Origin of the sequence: Pseudoxanthomonas winnipegensis (genome assembly GCF_030322905.1) — a bacterium.
Taxonomy (GTDB): domain Bacteria; phylum Pseudomonadota; class Gammaproteobacteria; order Xanthomonadales; family Xanthomonadaceae; genus Pseudoxanthomonas_A; species Pseudoxanthomonas_A winnipegensis.
In genome coordinates, this window is sequence record NZ_CP095475.1 from 2,341,889 (window position 1) to 2,365,068 (window position 23,180).

Genomic DNA, 23,180 nt, shown 5'->3' on the forward strand with positions numbered 1-23,180 from the left:
GCCCGGTCGCCACAGCGGGCGCCATGCGTTGAACGTCTCGGCACGCCCCATCACCCTGATCGGCGCCGGCCTGGCCGGCAGCCTGCTGGCGATCCTGCTGTCGCAGCGCGGCTGGCAGGTGACCCTGTTCGAGCGACGCGGCGATCCGCGCATCAAGGGCTACGAGTCGGGCCGGTCGATCAACCTGGCCCTGGCCGAACGCGGCCGCCACGCCCTGCGCCAAGCCGGCGCCGAGGATGCGGTGATGGCACGCGCGGTGATGATGCGCGGGCGCATGGTGCATGCGCTCGGCGAAGCGCCGCAGCTGCAGCGCTACGGCCGCGACGACAGCGAGGTGATCTGGTCCATCCACCGCGCCGACCTCAACATCGCCCTGCTCGACCTGGCCGAGGCGGCCGGGGCGAAGATCCAGTTCTACCGGCGCCTGCATACGGTCGACTTCCCCGCCGGCTATGCGCGCTTCATCGACGATCGCGACGACTCGCCGCACGACATCCGCTTCGACACGCTGATCGGCGCCGACGGCGCCGGCTCGGCGCTGCGCGCGGCGATGGACCGCGCCAGCCCGCTGGGCGCGCGCACCGAGTTCCTGGGCCATTCCTACAAGGAACTGGAGATCCCGCCGGCCGAGGATGGCGGCTTCCGCATCGAGCCCAACGCGCTGCATCTGTGGCCGCGCGGGGACTACATGTGCATCGCCCTGCCCAACGACGAGGGCACCTTCACCGTCACCCTGTTCCTGCCCAACGAGGGGCCGACCAGCTTCGCCACGGTGGCCAGCGGCGAGCAGGCCCGCGCCCTGTTCGAACGCGACTTCCCCGACGCCCTGCCCCTGATCCCCGATCTGGTCCACGACTGGGAGGCGCATCCGCCCGGCCTGCTCGGCACACTCTACCTGGACCGCTGGCACCTGGGCGGGCGCGCGGTACTGCTGGGCGATGCGGCGCACGCGATGGTGCCCTTCCACGGTCAGGGCATGAACTGCGCCTTCGAGGACTGCGTGGCGCTGGCCGAGCAGCTGGACCGGGCCGATTCGCTGGCGCAGGCCTATGCGGCGTTCGAGGCCCAGCGCAAGCCCAATGCCGCGGCGATCCAGGCCATGGCCCTGGAGAACTACATCGAGATGCGCGACCGCGTGGACGATGCGGACTTCCTGCTGCAGCGCCAGCTCGAGCAGGCGCTGCAGCAGCGCCACCCCAACCGCTTCGTGCCGCACTACACGATGGTCACCTTCATGCGCATCCCCTACGCGGTGGCGCTGGAACGCAGCGAGCTCCAGCGCCAGCTGCTGCGGGAGGCGATCGCCGGCCATGCGGACCTGTCGCAGATCGACTGGCCCCTGCTGGACCGGCGCATCCAGGAGACCTTGCCAGCGCTTGACTCGCCGGTCTGAGGCGCCAGCACCCTGGGCGCCGGTGACGCCGCTTGCCCGTTCACTGGCTTCCCAGCTCCTTCAGAATGCCGCGCAGGCGGGCATCGTCGGGGGCGAGCTCCGAGGCCTTCCGGTAGCTGCGGATCGCCTGCTCACGCTGTCCGTCGGCGCGATAGGCCTCGCCCAGGCTGTCATGCACATTGGCCGATGCCGGATGCGCGCCGGCATTCCACTGGAAGACCGCGATGGCCTCCGGCACGCGCTGCATCCTCAGCAGGCGATAGCCCAGCGTGTTCAGCGCTCTTTCGGAAGTGTCGTACTGGCTGGCGTTCGCGCCCAGCGTCTCGTAAGCCTTGCGCATGCCCGGCACGCCCTGCGACAGGGCCAGGGGAATCAGCAGGTCGCCCAGGTTCTTCTTGGCCAGCGCCACCGGCTTGCCGTGCAGCACGTCCATCAAGTCCTTGCCCAGGGTCACCACGGTATCGCCCTGCCAATAGTTGTCCAGGATGACCACCATCGATTCGTCCTGTTCGGAGCGAAGCCAGAAACTCTGGTAACCCGGCACGCTGCCCGTGTGCGACACCACCTTGTAGGTGCCGCCCGACGGCGTGTGCCACTGCTCCACCCCCCAGCCATAGCCGTACTCCGAGCGGTAGTCGGTCCACATGGCCTGCCGCCAGCGCTCGTCCAGGAGCGCGTTTCCATAGAGGGCGCGGTCCAGGCGGAACAGATCGTCGACCGTGGTATACAGACCGGCAGCCGAGAACGAGACCGTCGGATCGATCGGCATGGGGCGTACCAGGCTGAGGTCGGGCCTGGTCTGATAGCCCTCGGCCAGGCGCGGGATGACCTCGCTGGCGTGATACAGCCCGCTGTGCGCCATGCCGGCCTTGTCCAGAATCCGGCTCCGCAGGTTCGCCTCATAGCTGGCGCCGGTCACCTGCTCGATGAGCAGGCCGAGCAGGAAGTAGCCGGAGTTGTTGTAACGCCACACCGTGCCCGGCGCGCTCTGCAGTTTTCCCGGGATCCACGCCTTGGCGAAGTCTTGCGGCGCGAACGATTGGCGTGCCTGGGTCTGCCACCAGGGATCGTCGTAGCTGCTGGGGACATCGACGATGCCCGAGGTATGGTTGAGCAGTTGCGCCACCGTGACCGCGGCAGCGGGCGTGTCGCCATAGAGCGCGGGCAGATACTCGCCCAGTGTTCCGTCCAGCCGCAGCTTGTGCTCCTGCACCAGTTGCAGGACCAGGATGGCGGTGATCGGCTTGCTCAACGAGCCGATCCGGAACACCGCGTCGGCCGCGTTCGGCACCTGCCATTCGCGGTTGGCCAGCCCGTAGGCGGCCCGGTACACGACACGTCCGTGCTGGGCGACAAGCACGACGCCGTTGAAGTCCCGGTTCGTGGCGTAGCTGTCGACCAACTGCTTCAGCTCGGCGGGTCGGACCTGTGCCAGAGCCTGTCCCGAGAGGCCGGCCAGCAGTACCAGGAGCGCTGCCATGAAGGCCGGCATGCGAAGCCGGACCCGATGGCCTTTCGGGGCGTAAGCAAAGGTGAAACGGCGCATCCACAGACCTTTGGGTTTCGATGACTGCCGCTTGGATGCGGGAAAGCGCGCGCGGGTTTAGAGCCCCCATCCACATGGCTGATGGCGCACGTCCGAGCGGTTCCAAGCTGCCACGTCGCGTCAGGGCTGCATGGCGCCGGTCGAACCGCGCAGCACGCAGCGCGTGGCCATCACCAGCCGGCGCACGGGCAGCTCGGGCGACTTCATCCGTTCCAGCAGCAGCGACATGGCGGCCCGGCCCATCTCCTCAACGGGTTGTTCGACCACGCTGATGCCGGGCTCGACCAGCTCGGTCCAGCGCTCGTTGTCGAAGCCGGCCAGGGCCAGCTGATCGGGAATGGACAGCGCCGCCGCGCGCGCGGCACGCAGCGCGCCCATCAACAGCAGGTTGTTACTGGTCACCAGCGCCCGCGGCCGGTCCGGCTGCGCCAGCCACGGGCCGACCTCGGCGATGGCGGCCTCCGCCGTGGGCTCGATCTCGCGGTAGTCCGGCGCCAGGCCGTGCGCCTGCATCGCGGCCAGATAGCCGTCGCGGCGCTCGGTCGCGGTGGTGCTGGTGCTGCCGAACAGGCCGCCGATGCGGCGATAGCCCTGCGCCAGCAGATGCCCGACCAGCTCGGTCATGGCCGCGGCGTTGTCGATCACCACGCTGTCGTGCCGTCCGCTGGCCGGCGCGCGATCGACCAGGACGGTGGGATAGTCCCATTGCATGCGCTCGAGCCGGCCCACGGTGGTGCGGGTGGGCGCGAAGATCAGGCCGCTGATGCGCTCCTCCTGCATCATCTGCAGGTACAGCGCTTCGCGCGATGGATCCTCGTCGGTGTTGCACAGCATGACGCGCAGCCCCTGCTGATAGGCCACCGCCTCCACCGCGCGGATCAGGGCGGTGAAGAAGGGATTGCGGATGTCGGCCACGATCACCCCGACGATGCCGCTGTGGCGCGAGCGCAGGCGCCGGGCCTGCAGGTTGAGCCGGTAGCCGGTCTGGGCGATGGCCGCCTCCACCCGCGCGCGCACCTCGGCGCTGACCGCGCCGCCGCCGATCACGCGCGAGACCGTGGACTTGGACACGCCCGCCACGCGGGCCACGTCGTTGATGCTGATGCTCACTGGGATCGTTTCCCTCGCTTACTCGCCGTTGCCGGCTGCCGTGGCCTGGCCACAGCGTAGCGCGGCCGCGGCTTTTGGCTTTTGTGCAGTGCACATTGAAATTTTGGCTGGGAACGTTCCCAATTGCGTCCCAAGAGATCTGCTTGGAGTTCCTCGTGTCGCCACAACCCTCCCCCGCGCCGGTCGCGCTGGAACTCGTTCGCCTCAATGCCCAGGCCCGCGACAAGGCCGATGCCATCGCCCAGGTCGCCCAGCTGCTCACCGCGGGCGGCTGCGTGGCCGAGGGCTACCAGGCCAGCATGTCCCGTCGCGAGGAGCTGGCGAACACCTTCCTCGGGCACGGCGTGGCCATTCCTCACGGCCTGGGCGAGGACCGTCACCTGGTGCGCCGCGACGGCATCGCCGTGCTGCAGCTGCCGCAGGGCGTGGAATGGAATCCGGGCCAGATCACCCATCTGGTGGTCGGCATCGCCGCCCAGTCCGACACGCACATCACCTTGCTGCGCCGGCTGACGCGGCTGATCCAGGACGAGGCGACGCTGCAGCGCCTGTTCACCACCACCGAGGCGGACCAGATCGTCGCCGCGCTGTCCGGCGAGACGGCCAGCCAGCCGGCCGCGCCGGTCAGCGACCTGGAGCATCGCTTCGACTGGACCATCGCCTACCCCAACGGGCTGCATGCGCGCCCCGCCACGCGCTGGGCCGAGGCCGCGCGCCGCTTCGTGGCGCGCCTGCAGGTCCGTGCCGGCGACCAGGCGGCCGACGCCAAGAGCCTGGTGGCGCTGCTGCAGCTGGGCCTGCGCCAGGGCGACGCGATCGTGGTCTCGGCCGAGGGTCAGGACGCCGAGCCCGCCCTGGCCGCCCTGCGCAAGGCGATGGACGGGCTGATCCTGCAGGAGAAGGCCGACGCCGAACGCGCCGCCCAGCGCCGCGCCGCGCCGGTCAACGGCTGGACCCCGCCCGAGGCGCAGGCGGCCATCGTCGGCATCGGCGCCAGCCCCGGCCTGGCGATCGCGCCGGTGCATGTGCTGGCCGGCGCGCAGACCGAGGTGGCCGACCGCCCCACGCCGCTGGGCGAAGGCGGCGCGCAGCTGCATCAGGCGCTCAGCCGGACCCGCCAGCAGCTGCGGGCGCTGGAGGACGACACCCAGCGCCGGCTCGGCGCGGCGGACGCGGCGATCTTCAAGGCCCAGGGCGCGCTGCTGGACGACACTGATCTCATCACCCGCGCCTGCCAGCTGATGGTCGAAGGGCACGGCGTGGCCTGGTCCTGGCATCAGGCCATCGAACAGACCGCCTCGGGCCTGGCGGCGCTGGGCAACCCGGTGCTGGCCGGACGCGCCGCGGACCTGCGCGATGTCGGCCGGCGCGTGCTGGCCCAGCTCGATCCCAGCGCCGCCGGCGGCGGCCTGGCCGACCTGCCCGACCATCCCTGCATCCTGCTGGCGGCCGACCTGTCGCCGTCGGACACGGCCAACCTGGATCCGCAGCGCGTGCTCGGCCTGGCCACCGCGCAGGGCGGCCCGACCTCGCATACCGCCATCCTCTCGCGCACGCTCGGCGTGCCGGCGCTGGTGGCCGGCGGCGCCGACCTGCTGGCCGTGGCGCCGGGCACCGCGGCCATCCTCGACGGCAACAGCGGGCGCCTGTACCTGTCGCCCTCGGCCAACGACCTGGCCGCCGCGCGCGCCTGGATCGACGAGCAGCGCCAGGTGCGCGAACGCGAGGCCCAGCAGCGAGCGCAGCCGGCGCAGACCACCGACGGCCATCGCATCGACATCGGCGCCAACGTCAACCTGCCCGACCAGGTGCCGCTGGCGCTGGAGCAAGGCGCCGAGGGCGTGGGCCTGATGCGCACCGAGTTCCTGTTCCTGGAGCGCAGCAGCACGCCGGACGAGGAAGAGCAGTTCCAGACCTATGTGGCCATGGCCGCCGCGCTGGACGGGCGCGCGCTGATCGTGCGCGCCCTGGACATCGGCGGCGACAAGCAGGTGGCGCACCTGGAGCTGCCGCACGAGGAGAATCCGTTCCTGGGCGTGCGCGGCGCGCGCCTGCTGCTGCGCCGCCCCGACCTGCTCGAACCCCAGCTGCGCGCGCTGTACCGCGCCGCCGCCCAAGGCGCGCGCCTGTCGATCATGTTCCCGATGATCACCTCGGTGCCCGAGCTGGTCGCCCTGCGCGGCATCTGCGAGCGGCTGCGCGCCGAGCTGGACGCCCCGCAGGTGCCGATCGGCATCATGATCGAGGTGCCGGCCGCGGCCGCCCAGGCCGATCTGCTGGCCCAGCACGCCGACTTCTTCTCCATCGGCACCAACGACCTGACCCAGTACGTGCTGGCGATCGACCGCCAGAACCCCGAGCTGGCGGCCGAGGCCGACAGCCTGCATCCGGCCGTGCTGCGCGCCATCCACAGTACGGTCGAAGGCGCCCGCGCGCACGGGCGCTGGGTCGGCGTGTGCGGCGGTCTGGCCGGCGATCCGTTCGGCGCCTGCCTGCTGGCCGGCCTGGGCGTGGACGAGCTGTCGATGACGCCCAACGACATCCCGGCGGTCAAGGCGCGCCTGCGCGCCGCGGCGCTGACCGATCTGCAGGCGCTGGCGCAACAGGCCCTGGCCTGCGCCGACGCCAGCCAGGTGCGCGCGCTCGAGGGAGCCGGCGCATGAGCCCACGCGTGCTGACCGTCACCCTGAATCCGGCGATCGACCAGACCGTTCGGCTGGACACGCTGGAGCCTGGCCACGTGCACCGCGCCGGGCGCAGCCGGGACGACGCCGGCGGCAAGGGCATCAACGTGGCCGCCTGCCTGGCCGACTGGGGCATTCCGACCACGGCGCTGGGCGTGATCGGCGTGGACAACGAGGCGGTGTTCCGCGGCCTGTTCGAGCTGCGCGGCATTGCCGATGCCTGCCTGCGCGTGCCGGGGTTGACCCGCACCAACATCAAGCTGGTGGAAAAGGACGGCCGCACCACCGACATCAACCTGCCCGGCCTGTGCCTGGACGCCGGCGCCCTGAACGCCGTCGGCCAGCGCCTGGCGGCGCTGCTGACGCCGCAGATGCCGGTGGTCCTGTCCGGCAGCCTGCCGGCCGGCCTGCCGCCCACCGCCTGGGCGCAGCTGCAGGCCCAGGTGCAGGCGGCCGGCGCGCGCGTGCTGTTAGATAGCAGCGGCCCGGCGCTGGTGGCCGCGCTGGACGGCGAATCGGTGCCGTTCGCGGTCAAGCCCAACCGCCACGAGCTGGAAGCCTGGACCGGCCAGTCCCTGGACGACCGCGAGGCGGTGCTGGACGCCGGCCGCGCCCTGCTGGCGCGCGGGGTGTCGCTGGTCGCCATCTCGATGGGCAGCGACGGGGCCCTGTTCCTCGACCGCAGCGGCGCCCTGCTCGCCCGGCCGCCGCGCCTGGCCGATGGCAGCACCGTCGGCGCGGGCGACGCGATGGTGGCCGGCATCGCCGCGTCGCTGCTGGAGCCGTCCTTCGGCCTGGCCGGCTGCGCGCAGCGGGCCACCGCCTTTTCCATGAGCCGCCTGCACAGCGGCGATGCCCGCCGGCTCGATCCGGCCCAGGTCCGCGCCTGGGCCGGCGAGGTCCAGATCGAACGCGTGGCCTGACCCTTCGCGGCCCGGCACATCCCAGAGTCCCAGGAGTTCTCCCATGCAAGCTTCCATCGTGGTCATCGCTGCCGGCGCGCGCAGCACCGAGGCGGTCCTCGCCGCCGAGGCGCTGCGCCGGGCGGCGCGTCAGCGCGGCCTGGAGCCGGCCGTGGAGATCCGCAGCGACCAGGGCATCACCGGGGCGCTGCAGCCCGCGCAATGCGCCGGTGCCAGCGCCGTGCTGCTGGTCGGCGACGGCGATGCCGAGCGCGCGCGCTTCGGCCAGGCCGCGATCACCGAGGTCGGCCTGGATGCGGTGCTGGACGATCCCGAAGGCGTGCTGGCCGGCTGGGTCGGCGCGGCCGCCGCCGCGCCGGCGGCGCAGGCCAGCAAGCACATCGTCGCCATCACCTCCTGCCCGACCGGCATCGCGCACACCTTCATGGCCGCCGAGGGCCTGCAGCAGGCCGCCGCGGCGCTGGGCTACCACCTGCGCGTGGAGACCCAGGGCTCGGTCGGCGCGCAGGACACGCTCACCGCGGAGGAGATCGCCCAGGCCGACGTGGTCCTGATCGCCGCCGACCGCGAGGTGGAGCTGTCGCGCTTCGGCGGCAAGCGCGTGTTCAAGAGCGGCACCAAGCCCGCAATCAACGATGGCCAGGCACTGATCCGCAAGGCGCTGGCCGAGGCCAGCGTGCAGGCCGGCGGCGCCGAGCAGGCCGCACCGAGCGAGAAGACCAAGAGCGCCGGCCCGTACAAGCACCTGATGACGGGCGTGTCGTTCATGCTGCCCTTCGTCACCGCCGGCGGCCTGCTGATCGCGCTGGCCTTCGCCATCGGCGGCATCTACGCTGGCGACGATGCCAATCGCGGCACGCTGGCCTGGACCCTGCTGCAGATCGGCGCCAAGGGCGGCTTCCTGCTGATGGTGCCGGCGCTGGCCGGCTATATCGCCTACTCGATCGCCGACCGGCCGGGCATCGCGCCGGGCATGATCGGCGGCGTGGTCGCGGCGAACATGGGCGCCGGCTTCATCGGCGGCATCCTGGCCGGCTTCGTCGCCGGCTACGGCGTGGCCTGGATCAACCGCGTGCTGCGCCTGCCGCGCAGCCTGCAGGGGCTCAAGCCGGTCCTGATCCTGCCGGTGCTGGGCACGCTGCTGGTCGGCCTGCTGATGATGTACGTGATCGGCACGCCGGTGGCGCACCTGCTGACCTGGCTGACCGAGTGGCTGCGCAGCATGCAGGGCACCAGCGCCATCCTGCTGGGCCTGCTGCTGGGCGGAATGATGGCCGTGGACATGGGCGGGCCGGTCAACAAGGCCTCCTACGCGTTCTCGACCGCGCTGATCTCCAGCCAGGTCTATACCCCGATGGCCGCGACCATGATCGGCGGCATGACCCCGCCGCTGGGCATCGCGCTGGCGACCTGGCTGTTCCGCAATCGCTTCACCGCCGAGGAGCGCGGCACCGCCGGTGCGGCCGGCGTGCTTGGCCTGGCCTTCGTCACCGAGGGCGCCATCCCCTACGCCGCGCGCGATCCGCTGCGCACCATCCCCGCGCTGGTGCTGGGCTCGGCCGTGGCCGGCGCGATCTCGATGGCGGCCGGCGCCGAGCTGAAGGTGCCGCATGGCGGCGTGTTCGTCCTGCCGATCCCGAATGCGGTGACCCACCTGGGCACCTATCTGCTGGCCCTGGTCGTGGGCGTGGTCGTCACGGCCGTGGCCCTGCGCCTGTTCAAGAAGCCGGTCGTGGCCAAGGGCTGACCCGCCCGCGCCGACCCGTTTCGCTTCGACTGCCTCGCGCGGCGCCGCAGCCGCGCGTTCTTACCCACGCCGTTCTCCTGATCAGGAACCCGACGCATGTCCACCCTCCTCCATCGCGTGCTGCCGGCCGCGCTCACCCTGGCTCTCGCTCCCCTGGCCCATGCCCAGGAGGCGGTGACGCCCAAACTGTCCTACACCGGCGAGGCCGCCGCGATGCTCGACGGCGGCGAGGGTTCGGGCAGCGCCTACGCGGGCCAGGCGATGGCCGGTGTGGACGTCGATCTGGACAAGGCCTTCGGCTGGTCCGGCGCCACGCTCAAGGCCTATGTGATCAACCGGCATGGCACCAACCTGGTCAACAGCAGCCTGGGCAACAGCACCTCGGTGCAGGAGATTTACGGCGGCCAAGGCACGCGCCTGGCCAACCTGACGCTGGAACAGAAGCTGCTCGACGACCGCCTGGTGCTCGAGGCCGGGCGCAGCGTGGCCAACATCCACTTCCTGGGCTCGGACCTGTGCCAGTACTTTCAGGGCAACTCGGCCTGCGGCAATCCGACCTACGTGTTCCGGACCAGCAGCTTCACCTGGTGGCCGGTCTCCAGCTGGATGGCCGACGCTAAGGCCTGGGTGACGCCGCAGGTCTACGTGCACGTCGGCGCTTATCAGGTGGACCCTAGCCAGGCGAAGGACGGTGAGCACGGCCTGCGCTGGAGCACGCGCGAGGCGACCGGCTGGATCGTGCCCTACGCGGTCGGCTGGCAGAGCTCGGCCGATGCGCGCCACAAGGCGATGTACGAACTGGGCGGCTGGCAGGACAACGCCCCCTACCGCGATCCGCTGTACGACGCCGCCGGCACGCCGGCGGTGCTGAGCGGCCAGGACTACGCCAGCCGGCATGGCCGCTCCGGCGTGTACGCGCGCTTCGAGCAGCAGGTCAGCGGGCCAGACGCCACGCACGGGCTGGCCCTGTTCGGCGCCGTGCTCAAGGGCACCTCGGGCCAGCTGATCGAGGACTGGTTCGCCCAGGCCGGCCTGGTGCACAAGGGCACCTTCGCCAGCCGCCCGCACGACGATGTCGCGCTGGTGGTCACCCGCCAGCAGTACAGCGATGCGGCGCTGGAGAACCTGCGCCTGGCCCGCGCCGCGGCCGGCGGCGTCGGCACCCCGCAAAGCGGCCAGACGATGATGGAGCTGAGCTACGGCTTTGCGGTCAATCCGCACCTGCGCATCGCGCCCAGCCTGCACTACGTGATGCATCCGGACCAGTTCAACGCGCCCGGCCGCCTGCAGGACCTGCCCAATGCCTGGGTCGCGGGACTGAGGTTCGATCTCAGTCTCTAAGCGCGGCACTCGGCCGCCGGTGTGCGCCGGCGGCATACTGTGCGGCCGTTCGTCGCGCCGTATCCGCAATGGCTGAGAGCTTCTTCTTCTACGACCTGGAGACCTTCGGTCAGGACCCCCGCCGCACGCGCATCGCCCAGTTCGCCGCCCAGCGCACCGATGCGGCGCTGAACCCGATCGAGGACCCGGTCACCTTCTACGTGCGGCCGGCCGACGACCTGCTGCCCTCGCCCATCGCCACGCTGATCACCGGCATCACCCCGCAGCAGGCGCTGGCCGACGGGGTGCGCGAGTGCGAGGCGATGGCGCGCATCTTCGAGGAGATGGCGCGGCCACAGACCTGCACGCTGGGCTGGAACACGCTGCGCTTCGACGACGAGTTCGTGCGCCACGGACTGTTCCGCAACTTCTTCGATCCCTACGAGCGCGAGTGGCGCGGCGGCAACTGCCGCTGGGACCTGCTGGACGTGGCGCGGCTGTTCCATGCGCTGCGCCCGGAAGGCGTGCACTGGCCGCAGCGCGAGGACGGCAAGGGCACCTCGTTCAAGCTCGAACACCTGGCCCTGGCCAACGACGTGCGCGTCGGCGAGGCGCACGAGGCCATGTCCGACGTGCGCGCCACGCTGGGCATCGCCCGCGCCATGCGCCGCGCGCAGCCGCGCCTGTGGGACTACGCGCTGCAGCTGCGCAACAAGCGCTTCGCCGCCGGCCTGATGGACACCGTCGGGATGACGCCGCTGCTGCACGTCTCGCAGCGCTATCCGGCCCAGCGCCTGTGCGCCGCGCCGGTACTGCCGGTGGCGCGCCATCCGCGCATCGACAGCCGCGTCATCGTGCTCGACCTGGACGGCGATGCCCAGGCGCTGCTGGACCTGGATGCGCAGGACATCGCCGACCGGCTCTATACCCCGCGCGGCGACCTGCCCGAGGACGTGCGCCGCGTGCCGCTCAAGGAAGTGCACCTCAACCGCTGCCCGGCCCTGGTGCCCTGGCACTACCTGCGCGCGGACGACTTCGCGCGCCTGGGCATCGTCCCCGAGGCCGTACAGGCCCAGGCCGACCTGCTGCGCGCGCATGCGCCCGCGGTGGCCGAGAAAGTGCGTCAGGTGTTCGCCAGCGAGCGCGCGCAGGAGACGCCGGACGCCGATGCCTCGCTGTACCACGGCTTCCTGGCCGAGGGCGAGCGGCGCAAGCTGGCCGAGGTGCGCGGCACCCCGCCGGCGCAGCTGGGCACGCGCGACTTCGGCTTCAAGGATGGGCGGCTGCAGGAGCTGCTGTTCCGCTATCGGGCCCGCAACTGGCCCGAGACGCTCGACGCCGCCGAACGCGCACGCTGGGACGACTACCGCCGCGCCCGCCTGGCACCGGGCACCGTGCTGGCCGAGCAGAGCCTGCCCGACTATTTCGCGCAGATCGCGCAGCTGCGCGCCGAGCCCACCACCGACGGCGCCAAGCAGGTGCTGCTGGACCGCCTGGAGGTCTGGGGGCGTGAACTGCAGATCGGGCTGTAACCTCTGCACGCCGCCTTAGCCGCCCGGCCGCCACGCTACCGACCTGATCCGAGACCCGTTCGCTGCATGAGCCCCTATTTCTCCGACGCCAGCTTCAAGTTCCTCAAGGCGCTGGCGCGCCACAACGACAAGACCTGGTTCGCCGCGCACAAGCAGCAGTACGAGGATCATGTCCGCCAGCCGTTCCTGCGCCTGCTGACCGACCTGCAGCCGGATCTGGCCGCGGTCAGCGACAAGTTCCGCTCCGACCCGAAGACGGTCGGCGGCTCTCTGTTCCGCATCTATCGCGATGCGCGCTTCTCCAACGACAAGTCGCCCTACAAGCTCTGGCAGGGCGCGCGGCTGTACCACGAGCGCCGCAAGCAGGTGCCCGCGCCCTCGTTCTATGTGCACCTGCAGCCGGGCGAGAGCTTCGTCGGCGCCGGCCTGTGGCACCCGGAGCCCGACACCTTGCGCAAGCTGCGGCAGTTCATCTTCGACAACCCGATGACCTGGAAGGCCGCCGCGCATGCGCCGGCCTTCCGCAAGCGCTTCGAGTTCGAGGAATCGGAGATGCTCAGCCGTGCGCCGCGCGGGTTCCCGGCCGAGTTCGAGTTCATCGACGATCTCAAGCACAAGAACTTCGTGTTCTGGCGCTCGCTGGACGATGCGACGATGACCGGGCCGCGGCTGCGCCAGACCCTGGCCACGGATCTGGTCGCGCTGGGTCCTTTCATGGACTATCTGTGCGCGGCGCTGGACCTGGAGTTCTGAAGGTCCCGGCGCGCTAGGAATCCTGCGCGAAGTAGCCCGAGGCATCGACGAAGCGCTGGACGGCCGCGGCGTCGGCATAGTCGAGCTCGATCATCTCGGCCAGCGCCTTGGCCTTGTCCGCGCTGCGGCGATAGTTCGCCTGGCAGATGGCATAGCCGACGTAATAGCCCAGGTCGCGGGTGCCGAAGCCGTTGTCGGTGTTGTTGTAGAGCCAGGCGCTGTAGTCGTTGCCGCCCATGTCCTTGCGGAAGGCCGCGCGAATCGCGGCGTCATGCGCAGGCCCGTAGGCGACATAAGGCAGGTCCGGAAGGCGGCCGGTCACCTGTTCGGCCACGAAGTCCGCGACGCCCTCATAGACCGCCTGGGCCAGCAGGCTGGCGCGTGCGCCACGCTGCTGGGTGTGCACGGTCTCGTGGATCACCAGCAGGTCCAGGTTCTCCAGCGGCCGGCTGGCGAAATAGCCGCGAAAGAAGCGCTGCAGGCGCTCGGGCATCTGCGACAGGTCCACGCGCTCATCGCCGGTGGCCATCTCCACCCCGATCAGGACCTTGTCCTCCTGCGTGGTGCCGGCAGATCGCAGCGCGCCGACCTCGAAGTAGATGCCGGCCGGCTTCAGCGCCGGATACAGCTGCGCGAAGCGCCGCAGGTGGTGCTGCACCTTGTCCATCGCCGCCCCGGCCAGGGCGGTGCGAGGCCGCACCGAGTCCCAATAGCGCGGATAGGCGCGGATCGCATCGACATAGGTCGCCGCGTCGTAGTCCTTGGCGAGCGCGAAGGCCGCCAGCCCCGGGCTGCCGCGATCCAGATAGGTCGTCTGCAGCACCTGGATCTGCTGCGCCCGGTCCGGAAGACCCTTGACCTGATCGTAGGCCTGCCAGAACAGTGCGACATCGCGGTCGACGACCTCGATCCGTTGACCAGCCGGCACCGCCGCCGTCGCCACACCGGTGCAAGCCAAGGCCAGCGCCAGTCCCCACCCCAACTTCGACATGCAGATCCCCGGGTTCGCATGGAACCGGACTATGGTTCCATCGGCCGCCTTCGATCACAAGCCCTCGCGCCACGCGCCTTGACGGCACCACCTGCCGCGCTCTGTACTCTTCAACTCACTCCAAGCGCCGGGTAACACGATGCGAAAGTGGATGCTGGCTGTGCCCCTGCTGGCCTTGCTGCTGCTGGCGGGTTTCGTCGCGGCCGGGCCGTACATCGCCATCCACGGCATCCGCGACGCGCTGGCCGAGCAGGACACCGGCAAGCTGGACCGCTACGTCGACTTCCCCACCCTGCGCTTCAATCTGCGCGCGAAGCTGCAGGACCGCATGGTCCGCGCCGCCGGCGTGGACGCGCAGTCCAGCTTTCTTGGCGCGCTGGCGCTCTCGCTGGCCGGCGGCGCGGCAGGGGTCGGCGTCGATGCCATGGTCACCCCGACCGGCATCGCCGCGCTCCTGCAGGGACGCTCGGTCTGGAAGCGCGCCCTCGGCGACACCGCCAACGGCGATACCTACGGCCCGCCCGCGCCGGCCGAACCGCTCAAGGGTGCCGAGCACCACTACGCGTCGCTCTCGCGTTTCACCGCCACCACCCACACCGACAGCGGCGCCCCGATCACCTTCGTGTTCGAGCGCCAGGGCCTGGTGTGGAAGCTGACGGACATCCGCTTGCCTCTATAACGCCCCGGATAGGGCCAGATCTCGACGTCAGGCGTGTTGCTTGAGTACGAAAGGATCAATCGGCGAGGCCGGCCAAAGCTGAACCAGATAGCGGTCTTCGCCCTCGAGACCGTCCGGGGACAATGTGGTCAGACCTGACGCAGACAGCATCACGCGATAGGGGCCTGGCGCGACATCAAAGCGCGGCGCATCGGCAAGATCGTCAGCCCAGCCTGCCACGATGAGCCGCGAGCTTTGAAGAACCAGCGTGCCCTGCACGACTTGGTCGGACCCATCGAGGTCCGGCCGGGGTTCGGATTCAAGTATTTCCAGTTCCACCGGGACGGTCACGTTGCGGACCGTGCGGATGCCCACGACGCCAGACGACACCGCCAACATCCTGTCCACCGCAGGCTGGTCCCAAGCGGCCGACAGGTCGCCCGACGAGCATTCGTCCTGCAGATAGAACTGGAAATAATCCGCGAAGATTTCAAGCCGATGGACCGTCACTGATCACGCTCCGCACCTATTCGTTCGCCACCCCATGCGGCACATGCCCCGCCGCGGTGTGCGGATGGGCGCTGTCGATGTTGTGCTGGGAATCGTCGAAGAAGATGTCGGCGCTGAAGGCGGCCAGGAATGGGCCCTTGTGCCGGCCGCCCAGGAACAGCGCCTCGTCCAGGCGTACGCCCCACTCGCGCAGGGTGCGGATCACGCGCTCGTGCGCCGGCGCCGAGCGTGCGGTGACCAGGGCCGTGCGGATCGGCGCGTGCTCGCCGGGCGGGAAGGCGGCCTGCAGCTGATGCAGCGCGGCGAGGAAGCCGCGGAACGGGCCGCCGGAGAGCAGTTCGCGCGCCTTCTCCTGCTCGTGGCGGCCGAAGGCTTCCACGCCCTGCTCGCGCGAGATGCGTTCGCTCTCGTCGCCGAAGATCACCGCATCGCCGTCGAAGGCGATGCGCAGCTGGTTGGACAGCCGTCCCGCCGGTAGTTCCCCCGCCGCCGCAGCGGCCTCCTCGGCGCGTTCGCCCGGAGGCTTGGGCAGGATGGTCGCCGCGGCGATGCCGTGGCTGAGCGCGCTGCGCACCGAGTCGGGGTTGGCCGACAGGAACAGATCGGTGCCGAAAGGCTTGATGTAAGGCCAGGTCGGCTCGCCGGCGGTAAAGGTGGCCCGCACGATGTCCAGGCCATAGTGCTGGATCGAGTTGAAGATGCGCAGGCCGGTGTCGGCCGAGTTGCGCGACAGCAGGATCACCTCGACGCGCGGCGTATCGGCCGGCGCGCCCTGGTTGAGCGCCAGCAGCTTGCGCACCACGGTGAAGGCCACGCCCGGCCCGAGCACGTCGTCCTCGTGCGCACGCTGGTAGGCGGCGTACGCGTCCAGCCCTTCGGCCTGCCACAGGGCGTGGCTCTCCTCCAGGTCGAACAGGGCGCGCGAGGTGACGGCGACGGTGAGCAGGCGGGGGCTGTTGTCGGGCATCTAGCAGGGATTCGGGATTCGGGATTTGGGATCAGAACGATTTGGTTAGTGGCTGCGAATGGTCGGGTTGCCGCCGGTCGCGGTGTTTTTGCGGGCTCTGGCCTCTGGGCCCTTGCCGCTGGCCCCGCCTCAAACCAGAAACTGTTCGCTCAGGATCCGCTCTTCCAGGTTGTGCTCCGGGTCGAACAGCAGGGTCACGGTGTGCGTGCGCGATTCGTGGATGGTCACTTCGGTGACATTGCGGAACTCGTGCGAATCGGCGGTGGCGCTGACCGGGCGCTTGTACGGGTCCAGCACCTGGATGCGCACCTCGGTGTCGGCCTTGAGGATGGCCCCGCGCCAGCGCCGCGGGCGGTAGGGCGCGATCGGGGTCAGGGCGATGGTGTGGCTGCCCAGCGGCAGGATCGGGCCATGCGCGGAATAGTTGTAGGCCGTGCTGCCGGCCGGCGTGGCCACCAGCACGCCGTCGCCGGTCATCTCCTCGATGCGGGTCTGGCCGTTGAGATCCACGCGCAGCTGCGCGGCCTGGCGGGTCTGGCGCAGCAGCGAGACCTCGTTGTAGGCCAGCGAGGTCACCTCGATGCCCGATTCGGTCTGCGCGCGCATCTCCAGCGGGCGCAGCTTGGTCGGCTCGGCCGCCGCGATGCGCGCGGGCAGATCGTCGTCGCGGTGGTGGTTCATCAGGAAGCCGACCGTGCCCAGCTTCATGCCGAACACCGGCTTGCCGAGCAGGCCGTGGCGGTGGAGGGTCTGCAGCATGAAGCCATCGCCGCCCAGTGGCACCAGGATGTCGGCCTGGTCGGGGGCATGCTGGCCGTAGCGCTGGCTCAGTTCGGCCAGGGCCTGCTGTGCGGCTTCGGTATGGCTGGCGAGGAAGGCAAGGCGCGGCGCGGTCATGCGGTGAAGGATACCCGGCGCCCGCCCGCGGCGCGTGTTGCGTCTTCAACCGACTCAAAACAAGCGGGGCCAGGTGTCGCCACCCGGCCCCGCGTGTGTTTCTCGGCTGGCCTGGATCAGGTCAGCTGCGACAGGCGCTGCACCGCGACCGAGGCGGTCGGGTAGTCCAGCGTGCGCTGGGCGGCGATGTCGTCGAGCATGGAGCGGGTGAAGCGCAGGGTGGGATCGTCGCGCTGCATCCAGCGCCCGACCTTGGCCTCGGCGCTGTCGCCGGGCAGGGCCAGCACCTGCGCGGTCATCGCGCGCAGGTGGGCGGAGAGCTCGTCGCGCAGCACGCCACGGGCCACCGCATGCCAGCGGCCGTCGACCTGCAGCGCGTCGATCTGCGCGAACAGCCACGGCAGGTGCAGCGCATCGCCCAGGCGGTAGTACACCTTGGACACCGCCACGGCCGAGAGCTTGTGCGCACGCGCCAGTTCGATGATGTCCGCCGAGGGCTCCAGGTACGGCAGGGCCGCCAGCTGGCCGGCCAGCGCATCGGGCACGCCCTTGGCCTTCCAGTCGGCCAGCGCGGCCTCGTAGGCCGGGCGCAGCGAATCGGGCAGCACGCCGTCGGCCGCGCGGATGTCGTTGAAGCCGGCGTGGTAGCGCTCCACCGCCGTGGCGATGGCCGGAATCGGCCCGGTGCGGGTCAGCAGCCAGCGGGTGAAGCTGCGCTGCAGCTTCCAGATCACCTGCAGGGCGTCGATCTGCACCGCCTCGGCCACCTTGCCGTCCAGCGCATCGATCTGCGCCCACAGCGCCCGCGCGTCAAGCGTCTCGCGGGTGATGGTGTAGGCCTTGGCGACCTCGCCGATGTCGCGACCGGTGTCCTCCTGCATGCGCAGCAGGAAGGTGGCGCCCATGCGGTTGATGGTCGAGTTGGTCACCGCGGTGGCGATGATCTCGCGCTTGAGGCGGTGCTGCTCCATCTGCGTGGCGTACTTCTTCTGCAGCGGCTGCGGGAAGTAGCGCTGCAGCTCCTTGGACAGGTACGGATCCTCGGGGATGTCGGTGTGCAGCAGCTCGGCGAAGGCCACCAGCTTGGCATAGGACAGCAGCACCGACAGCTCCGGCCGGGTCAGGCCCAGGCCACGCGCCTTGCGGTCGGCGAACTCGGCGTCGCTGGGCAGGTACTCGATCTGCCGGTCCAGCAGGCCGCGCGCCTCCAGCACCTGCACGAAGTGCTGCTTGGAGCCCAGGCGCGAGACGCTCATGCGCTCCATCAGGCTCAGCGCCTGGTTCTGGCGGTAGTTGTCGGTCAGCACCAGCTGGCCGACCTCGTCGGTCATGCTCGCCAGCAGGGCGTTGCGCGCCGCTTCGGTGAGCTTCTTCTGCCGCACCACCCCGTCGAGCAGGATCTTGATGTTGACCTCGTGGTCGGAGGTGTCCACGCCGGCGGAGTTGTCGATGAAGTCGGTGTTGAGCAGCACGCCGTTCTGCGCCGCCTCGATGCGGCCCAGCTGGGTCAGGCCCAGGTTGCCGCCCTCGCCCACCACCTTGCAGCGCAGCTGGCCGCCGTTGACGCGCAGCGCGTTGTTGGCGCGGTCGCCGACGTCGGCATTGGTCTCCTGCGCGGACTTGACGTAGGTGCCGATGCCGCCGTTCCACAGCAGGTCCACCGGCGCCTTGAGGATGGCGCTGAGCAGCTCGGTCGGCGACAGCGCGGCGATGCCCGCGTCCAACCCCAGCGCCTGCTTGACCTGCGGGCTCAGCGGGATGGTCTTGAGCGTGCGCGGGAACACGCCGCCGCCGGCCGAGATCAGCCTGGTGTCGTAGTCGGCCCAGGACGAGCGCGGCAGCTTGAACATGCGCGCGCGCTCGGCGAAAGACCTGGCCGCATCCGGGTTGGGGTCCAGGAAGATGTGGCGGTGATCGAAGGCGGCTACCAGGCGGATATGTTCGGACAGCAGCATGCCGTTGCCGAACACGTCACCGGACATGTCGCCGATGCCGACCACGGTGAAGTCCTGGGTCTGGCAGTCGCGGCCCAGGGCGCGGAAGTGGCGCTTGACCGACTCCCACGCGCCCTTGGCGGTGATGCCCATGCCCTTGTGGTCGTAGCCCACCGAGCCGCCCGAGGCGAAGGCATCGCCCAGCCAGAAGCCGTGGTCGATGGCCAGGCCGTTGGCGATATCGGAGAAGGTGGCCGTGCCCTTGTCGGCGGCGACCACCAGGTACGGGTCGTCGGCGTCGTGGCGCACCACGTCCACCGGCGGCACGATCTTGCCGCCGACGATGTTGTCGGTGATGTCCAGCAGGCCCTGGATGAACATCTTGTAGCAGGCGATGCCCTCGGCCATGACCGCGTCGCGCTCGCCGCTGGCCGGCGACTGCTTGACGTAGAAGCCGCCCTTGGCGCCGACCGGCACGATTACCGTGTTCTTCACCATCTGCGCCTTGACCAGGCCCAGCACCTCGGTGCGGAAATCGTCGCGGCGGTCGGACCAGCGCAGGCCGCCGCGCGCCACGGCGCCGAAGCGCAGGTGCACGCCCTCCATGCGCGGGCCGCAGACGAAGATCTCGCGGTACGGGCGCGGCTTGGGCAGGTCGGGCACCTTGGCCGAATCGAACTTGAAGCTGATCGTGTGCGCCGGCGCGCCGCCCTTGTCGACCTGGTAGTAGCTGGTGCGCAGCGTGGCCTCGATGGTGCCCATCAGGCTGCGCAGGATGCGGTCGTCGTCCAGGCTGGAGACGCCGTCGAGCAGCTTGAGCATGGCCGCATGCACGGCCTCGGTCTGCGCGTCGCGCGACTGGGTGGCCGCCTGTGCGAGGGCCTGCAGCGCCTTGTGCGTGTCCTCGTCGGCCGTGTCGGCCAGGGCCAGCAGCGCCTGCGCCGCGTCCTGCGCACGCTTGCTGTCGCGCGCCTTGGCCTTGCCGTCCAGCGTCGGGTCGAAGCGCACCTCGAACAGCCGCACCAGCAGCGCGGCCAGCAGCGGGTAGCGGCCCAGCGTGTCCTCGACCGAGGCCTGGGTGAAGGGCACGCCGGTCTGCAGCAGGTACTTGGTGTAACCGCGCAGCACCGCGACCTGGCGCCAGCTCAGGCCGGCACGCAGCACCAGGCGGTTGAAACGGTCGTTCTCGGCATCGCCGCGCCAGACGCGGGCGAAGGCCTCGTCGAAATCCTCCGCACGCGCGGCCACGTCAATGTCGCCGCCGGCCGGCTCGACCTCGAACTCCTGGATGTAGGCCACGCGCCCGTCCAGATCGAGGCGGAAGGGATGCTCGGAGATCACGCGCAGGCCCATGTTCTCCATCAGCGGCAGCGCGTCGGACAGCGGGATGTCGATGCCCAGGCGATAGAGATTCAGGCGCAGCGCGCCCTCGCCGGCACGGTGCCGCGGCGAGCGGTACAGGCTCAGGCGCAGATCGTCGGCGTCCTTGAGCTGGGCCAGGCGCTCGACGTCGTCGGCGGCCAGCTCGGTGGAGACGTTCTCGATGTAGTACTGCGGCAGCGCCCGGCCGAAGCTGGACGCCAGCGCCAGTCCGCGCGCCTCGCCGTGGCGCTGGATCAGCGTCTCGCGCAGGTCGTCCTGCCAGTTGCGCAGCAGATGCGACAGGCGCGACTCCAGCTCGGCCGCATCGACGCTGACCTCCTCGCCCGGGCGCGGGCGCACGGTCAGGTGCAACTGCGCCAGCGGCGATTCGCCCAGCTGCACGGTGGTGTCGACCGCGTCGCCGTGCAGGGCCTCCTTCATCAGCGTCTCGATGCGCAGGCGCAACTGGGTGTTGAAGCGGTCGCGCGGCACGTAGACCAGCGCCGACCAGAAACGCCCGTAGCGATCGCGGCGCAGGAACAGCTTGCTGCGCACGCGCTCCTGCAGGCCCAGGATGCCCATCGCGGTGCGCGCCAGCTCGTCCTGGCGCGACTGGAACAGCTCCTCGCGCGGCAGCGTCTCCAGGATATGGCGCAGCGCCTTGCCGCTATGGCTGTTGGGCGACAGGCCGGACTGGCGCATGACGTGCTCGTGGCGCTCGCGCACCAGCGGGATCTCCCACGGGCGGCGGTTGTAGGCGCTGGAGGTGAACAGGCCCAGGAAGCGCTGCTCGCCGGTGATGCGGCCGTTGGCGTCGAAGGACAGCACGCCGATGTAGTCCATGTAACCCTTGCGATGCACCGTGGCGCGCGCATTGGTCTTGGTCAGGATCATCGCCTCGGCTTCGCCGGCCTCGTTGAGCAGATTGGCGGCCAGCGAGCGCACCGCGCGCGGCTTGCCCGAGGCATGGCCCCGCATCAGCCCCAGGCTGGTGTCCTCCTGCGGCACCAGCACTTCCTCGCCGCCCTGCTTCTGCACGCGGTACTCGCGATAGCCGAAGAAGGTGAAGTGGTCGTTGGCGGCCCACTGCAGGAATTCCTGCGTCTCGCGGCGCATGCCATCGGAGACCGGCATGCGGCGCGTGGCCAGGTCCTCGGCCACGGCCAGCATCTTCTCGCGCATCGCGCTCCAGTCGCCGACGATCTGACGCACCTCGGCCAACACACGGCGGATCTCGGCCTCGATGCGCGGCATCGCCTCGGCCGGCTGGCGGTCGATCTCCAGCATCATCAGCGACTCGGCCTTGCCCTCGCCCACCGCCGTGGCCTTACCCGACTTGTCGCGCTCGAAACGCACCACCGGATGGCCCAGCACATGTACGCCCACGCCCATGCCGGCCAGGGCCATGCTCACCGAGTCGACCAAGAAGGGCATGTCGTCGTTGACGATCTGCAGTACCGAGTGCGAGGACTCCCAGCCATTGGCCTTGGCGCTGGCGTTGAATACGCGCACGTTGGCCGTGCCGGGCTTGCGCACGCGCGCGAACTCCAGCATGTCCACCGCCATCGCGGCCCAGCCCTGCGCGCTGTGGTGCGGGAACTCGTCCTGCTCCATGCGCCGGTAGAAGGCATCGGCGAAGACCTTGGCCTGTTCGCGCTTGGCGCTGGGCACCAGCGTCTTCAAGGCGTCGTGAATGGGCTGCAGCGAGAACGCTGGGGTGGACGCGCCGGCCTTCGTAGCGCGCGGCTTGGGCAGGGTTGCGGGAACGGGCTTGGCCGACGGCGCGATGGCCTTGGCGGGCTTGCTGCTGGACTTGCCTGAGGACGGGGCCGAGGCGGCCTTGGAGGTCGAAGCGGATTTATTGCGGAGCCTGCTGCCGGTGGTGCTCATACAGTCGCTTACATCGAGGAAGTTAATCGCGCATTGTAGGCCTGCTCTCTTAAACCTTCGTGTTGCGCGGCATCATGATCAATCGACCTGAGCGCATGCCGATTGCTCACACTTCCAGCGCGTTTGCAAGCCTTGGAAGCCGTGCGTCACGCGCTGACGCGTTTGCTCGACGCGCGGATAAACGGTCATTGCATGTCGATCCCGTCACCGCCCCATCACTCGATCTTCACAAGCGCGGATAAACCGCGTCGCGACTGCATTTTCGGGGTATTCAAATTCTGAACTGGACGGTATAGTCCAGCCCCCATGAGCCTGTCTGACGCCACTCCGACCGCAGCCGAGCGACGCCAGCGGGTCTTTACTGCCATGCGCGCGCTGATGGCCGAGCAAGGTTTTCGCGTGAGCATGGATGCGCTCGCCCAGCGCGCCGGCTGCTCCAAGCAGACGCTATATTCGCAGTTCGGCAGCAAGCACGCGCTGCTGCGGGATCTGATGCACGAACAGTTGCAGCTGACCACCGCGCGGCTGGGAAGTTTCGAGGAGGGCGTGCGTGCGCCGCTGCTGGCCTTCGCCGAGGAATACCTCGAGCGGCTGGCCGAGCCCGACGTGGTCGCGGCCTGTCGGTTGTTCAGCGCCGAGTCGCCGCAGTTCCCCGACGAAGCCCGCGGCATCTGGCGCGATGGCGGCGAGCGCCTGCATCAGCATCTGGCCCAATGGCTGTCCCAGGCCATGCAGGCCGGCCTGCTGAGGCATGACGATCCGCACGCGTCGGCCGAACTGCTGTTCGGCATGCTGCTCGGCCTGGACCTGGAGCGCGTGCGCTTCGCCGAGCCGCAGCGATTGCCCGCCGCGCGCCGCGCCTGGGCGAGCCGGGCGGTCGAGGCCTTCCTGCGCGCCTTCGCGCCCGACGCACACGCCGCCCGCTGCCGCTGCTAGCGCCGCCCACTTCCTGCCACCTCACCA

The 23,180-nt window shown here is 70.1% G+C and carries 16 protein-coding genes; 9 read left to right on the forward strand and 7 right to left on the reverse strand.

Annotated features, from left to right (window positions below):
- The first annotated feature begins 28 nt into the window (after positions 1-28).
- Entirely contained in the window at positions 29-1,393 is a 1,365-nt protein-coding gene (locus MWN52_RS10430) for an FAD-dependent oxidoreductase (RefSeq protein ID WP_286574581.1), read from the forward strand.
- A gap of 40 nt (positions 1,394-1,433) precedes the next feature.
- Here the strand turns inward: MWN52_RS10430 and MWN52_RS10435 are convergent, their stop codons facing one another.
- Positions 1,434-2,939: a serine hydrolase domain-containing protein gene (locus MWN52_RS10435; protein ID WP_286574582.1), complete on the reverse strand. Its 1,506-nt coding sequence runs from the start codon at positions 2,937-2,939 to the stop codon at positions 1,434-1,436.
- A 120-nt stretch (positions 2,940-3,059) separates the two neighbouring features.
- On the reverse strand, positions 3,060-4,049 hold the full coding sequence (locus MWN52_RS10440) for a LacI family DNA-binding transcriptional regulator (protein WP_286574584.1): 990 nt from the start codon (positions 4,047-4,049) through the stop codon (positions 3,060-3,062).
- A 155-nt stretch (positions 4,050-4,204) separates the two neighbouring features.
- On the opposite strand from MWN52_RS10440, the gene ptsP reads away from it, so the two are divergent.
- The 6 genes from ptsP to MWN52_RS10470 all read left to right on the forward strand — a co-directional run bounded on the left by ptsP (position 4,205) and on the right by MWN52_RS10470 (position 13,008).
- Positions 4,205-6,712, forward strand: coding sequence for a phosphoenolpyruvate--protein phosphotransferase (gene ptsP / locus MWN52_RS10445; protein ID WP_286574585.1), 2,508 nt, complete (start codon positions 4,205-4,207; stop codon positions 6,710-6,712).
- Positions 6,709-7,656: a 1-phosphofructokinase gene (pfkB, locus tag MWN52_RS10450; protein WP_286574586.1), complete on the forward strand. Its 948-nt coding sequence runs from the start codon at positions 6,709-6,711 to the stop codon at positions 7,654-7,656. The genes ptsP and pfkB overlap by 4 nt, the downstream gene beginning before the upstream one ends.
- A 43-nt stretch (positions 7,657-7,699) precedes the next feature.
- The gene (locus tag MWN52_RS10455) at positions 7,700-9,403 is read left to right on the forward strand and encodes a PTS fructose transporter subunit IIC (RefSeq protein ID WP_286574588.1); all 1,704 of its coding nucleotides are present in this window, start codon (positions 7,700-7,702) and stop codon (positions 9,401-9,403) included.
- Between the two features lie 96 nt (positions 9,404-9,499).
- A complete protein-coding gene (locus tag MWN52_RS10460) occupies positions 9,500-10,744 on the forward strand; it encodes a carbohydrate porin (protein ID WP_286574590.1) in 1,245 nt (414 codons plus the stop codon).
- A 68-nt stretch (positions 10,745-10,812) separates the two neighbouring features.
- The gene (gene sbcB, locus MWN52_RS10465; RefSeq protein WP_286574591.1) at positions 10,813-12,255 is read left to right on the forward strand and encodes an exodeoxyribonuclease I; all 1,443 of its coding nucleotides are present in this window, start codon (positions 10,813-10,815) and stop codon (positions 12,253-12,255) included.
- A gap of 66 nt (positions 12,256-12,321) precedes the next feature.
- Positions 12,322-13,008, forward strand: coding sequence for a DUF2461 domain-containing protein (locus tag MWN52_RS10470; RefSeq protein ID WP_286574593.1), 687 nt, complete (start codon positions 12,322-12,324; stop codon positions 13,006-13,008).
- Positions 13,009-13,021: 13 nt separating this feature from the next.
- On the opposite strand, the gene MWN52_RS10475 is transcribed toward MWN52_RS10470, so the two are convergent.
- Positions 13,022-13,999 carry a DUF2268 domain-containing putative Zn-dependent protease gene (locus tag MWN52_RS10475; protein ID WP_286574594.1) on the reverse strand — a complete coding sequence of 326 codons (978 nt, stop codon included), beginning with the start codon at positions 13,997-13,999 and terminating at the stop codon, positions 13,022-13,024.
- 139 nt (positions 14,000-14,138) lie between these two features.
- Here MWN52_RS10475 and MWN52_RS10480 point away from each other — a divergent pair, with 139 nt between their 5' ends.
- A complete protein-coding gene (locus MWN52_RS10480; protein WP_286574596.1) occupies positions 14,139-14,678 on the forward strand; it encodes a DUF2939 domain-containing protein in 540 nt (179 codons plus the stop codon).
- 27 nt (positions 14,679-14,705) lie between these two features.
- Here the strand turns inward: MWN52_RS10480 and MWN52_RS10485 are convergent, their stop codons facing one another.
- The 4 genes from MWN52_RS10485 to MWN52_RS10500 form a co-directional block, all read right to left on the reverse strand.
- Entirely contained in the window at positions 14,706-15,167 is a 462-nt protein-coding gene (locus tag MWN52_RS10485; RefSeq protein ID WP_286574597.1) for a hypothetical protein, read from the reverse strand.
- A gap of 16 nt (positions 15,168-15,183) precedes the next feature.
- The gene (locus tag MWN52_RS10490) at positions 15,184-16,134 is read right to left on the reverse strand and encodes a 5'-nucleotidase (RefSeq protein WP_286574598.1); all 951 of its coding nucleotides are present in this window, start codon (positions 16,132-16,134) and stop codon (positions 15,184-15,186) included.
- Between the two features lie 129 nt (positions 16,135-16,263).
- Positions 16,264-17,031, reverse strand: a complete 768-nt coding sequence (locus MWN52_RS10495; RefSeq protein WP_130518151.1) for an NAD kinase — start codon at positions 17,029-17,031, stop codon at positions 16,264-16,266.
- Positions 17,032-17,147: 116 nt separating this feature from the next.
- A complete protein-coding gene (locus tag MWN52_RS10500) occupies positions 17,148-22,217 on the reverse strand; it encodes an NAD-glutamate dehydrogenase (RefSeq protein ID WP_286574600.1) in 5,070 nt (1,689 codons plus the stop codon).
- Between the two features lie 312 nt (positions 22,218-22,529).
- Between MWN52_RS10500 and MWN52_RS10505 the strand changes: the two genes are divergently transcribed.
- Positions 22,530-23,153 (forward strand): TetR/AcrR family transcriptional regulator, encoded by a 624-nt coding sequence (locus tag MWN52_RS10505; RefSeq protein WP_425608121.1) that lies wholly within the window; start codon positions 22,530-22,532, stop codon positions 23,151-23,153.
- Positions 23,154-23,180: the final 27 nt, after the last annotated feature.

Excerpts from the sequence above, each read along its gene's own strand:
- MWN52_RS10480 (WP_286574596.1), top strand. The coding sequence starts at position 14,139 with ATGCGAAAGTGGATGCTGGCTGTGCCCCTGCTGGCCTTGCTGCTGCTG.
- MWN52_RS10435 (WP_286574582.1), bottom strand. The coding sequence starts at position 2,939 with ATGCGCCGTTTCACCTTTGCTTACGCCCCGAAAGGCCATCGGGTCCGG.
- pfkB (WP_286574586.1), top strand. The coding sequence starts at position 6,709 with ATGAGCCCACGCGTGCTGACCGTCACCCTGAATCCGGCGATCGACCAG.
- MWN52_RS10455 (WP_286574588.1), top strand. The coding sequence starts at position 7,700 with ATGCAAGCTTCCATCGTGGTCATCGCTGCCGGCGCGCGCAGCACCGAG.
- MWN52_RS10500 (WP_286574600.1), bottom strand. The coding sequence starts at position 22,217 with ATGAGCACCACCGGCAGCAGGCTCCGCAATAAATCCGCTTCGACCTCC.
- MWN52_RS10460 (WP_286574590.1), top strand. The coding sequence starts at position 9,500 with ATGTCCACCCTCCTCCATCGCGTGCTGCCGGCCGCGCTCACCCTGGCT.
- sbcB (WP_286574591.1), top strand. The coding sequence starts at position 10,813 with ATGGCTGAGAGCTTCTTCTTCTACGACCTGGAGACCTTCGGTCAGGAC.
- MWN52_RS10470 (WP_286574593.1), top strand. The coding sequence starts at position 12,322 with ATGAGCCCCTATTTCTCCGACGCCAGCTTCAAGTTCCTCAAGGCGCTG.
- MWN52_RS10495 (WP_130518151.1), bottom strand. The coding sequence starts at position 17,031 with ATGACCGCGCCGCGCCTTGCCTTCCTCGCCAGCCATACCGAAGCCGCA.
- MWN52_RS10475 (WP_286574594.1), bottom strand. The coding sequence starts at position 13,999 with ATGTCGAAGTTGGGGTGGGGACTGGCGCTGGCCTTGGCTTGCACCGGT.
- MWN52_RS10490 (WP_286574598.1), bottom strand. The coding sequence starts at position 16,134 with ATGCCCGACAACAGCCCCCGCCTGCTCACCGTCGCCGTCACCTCGCGC.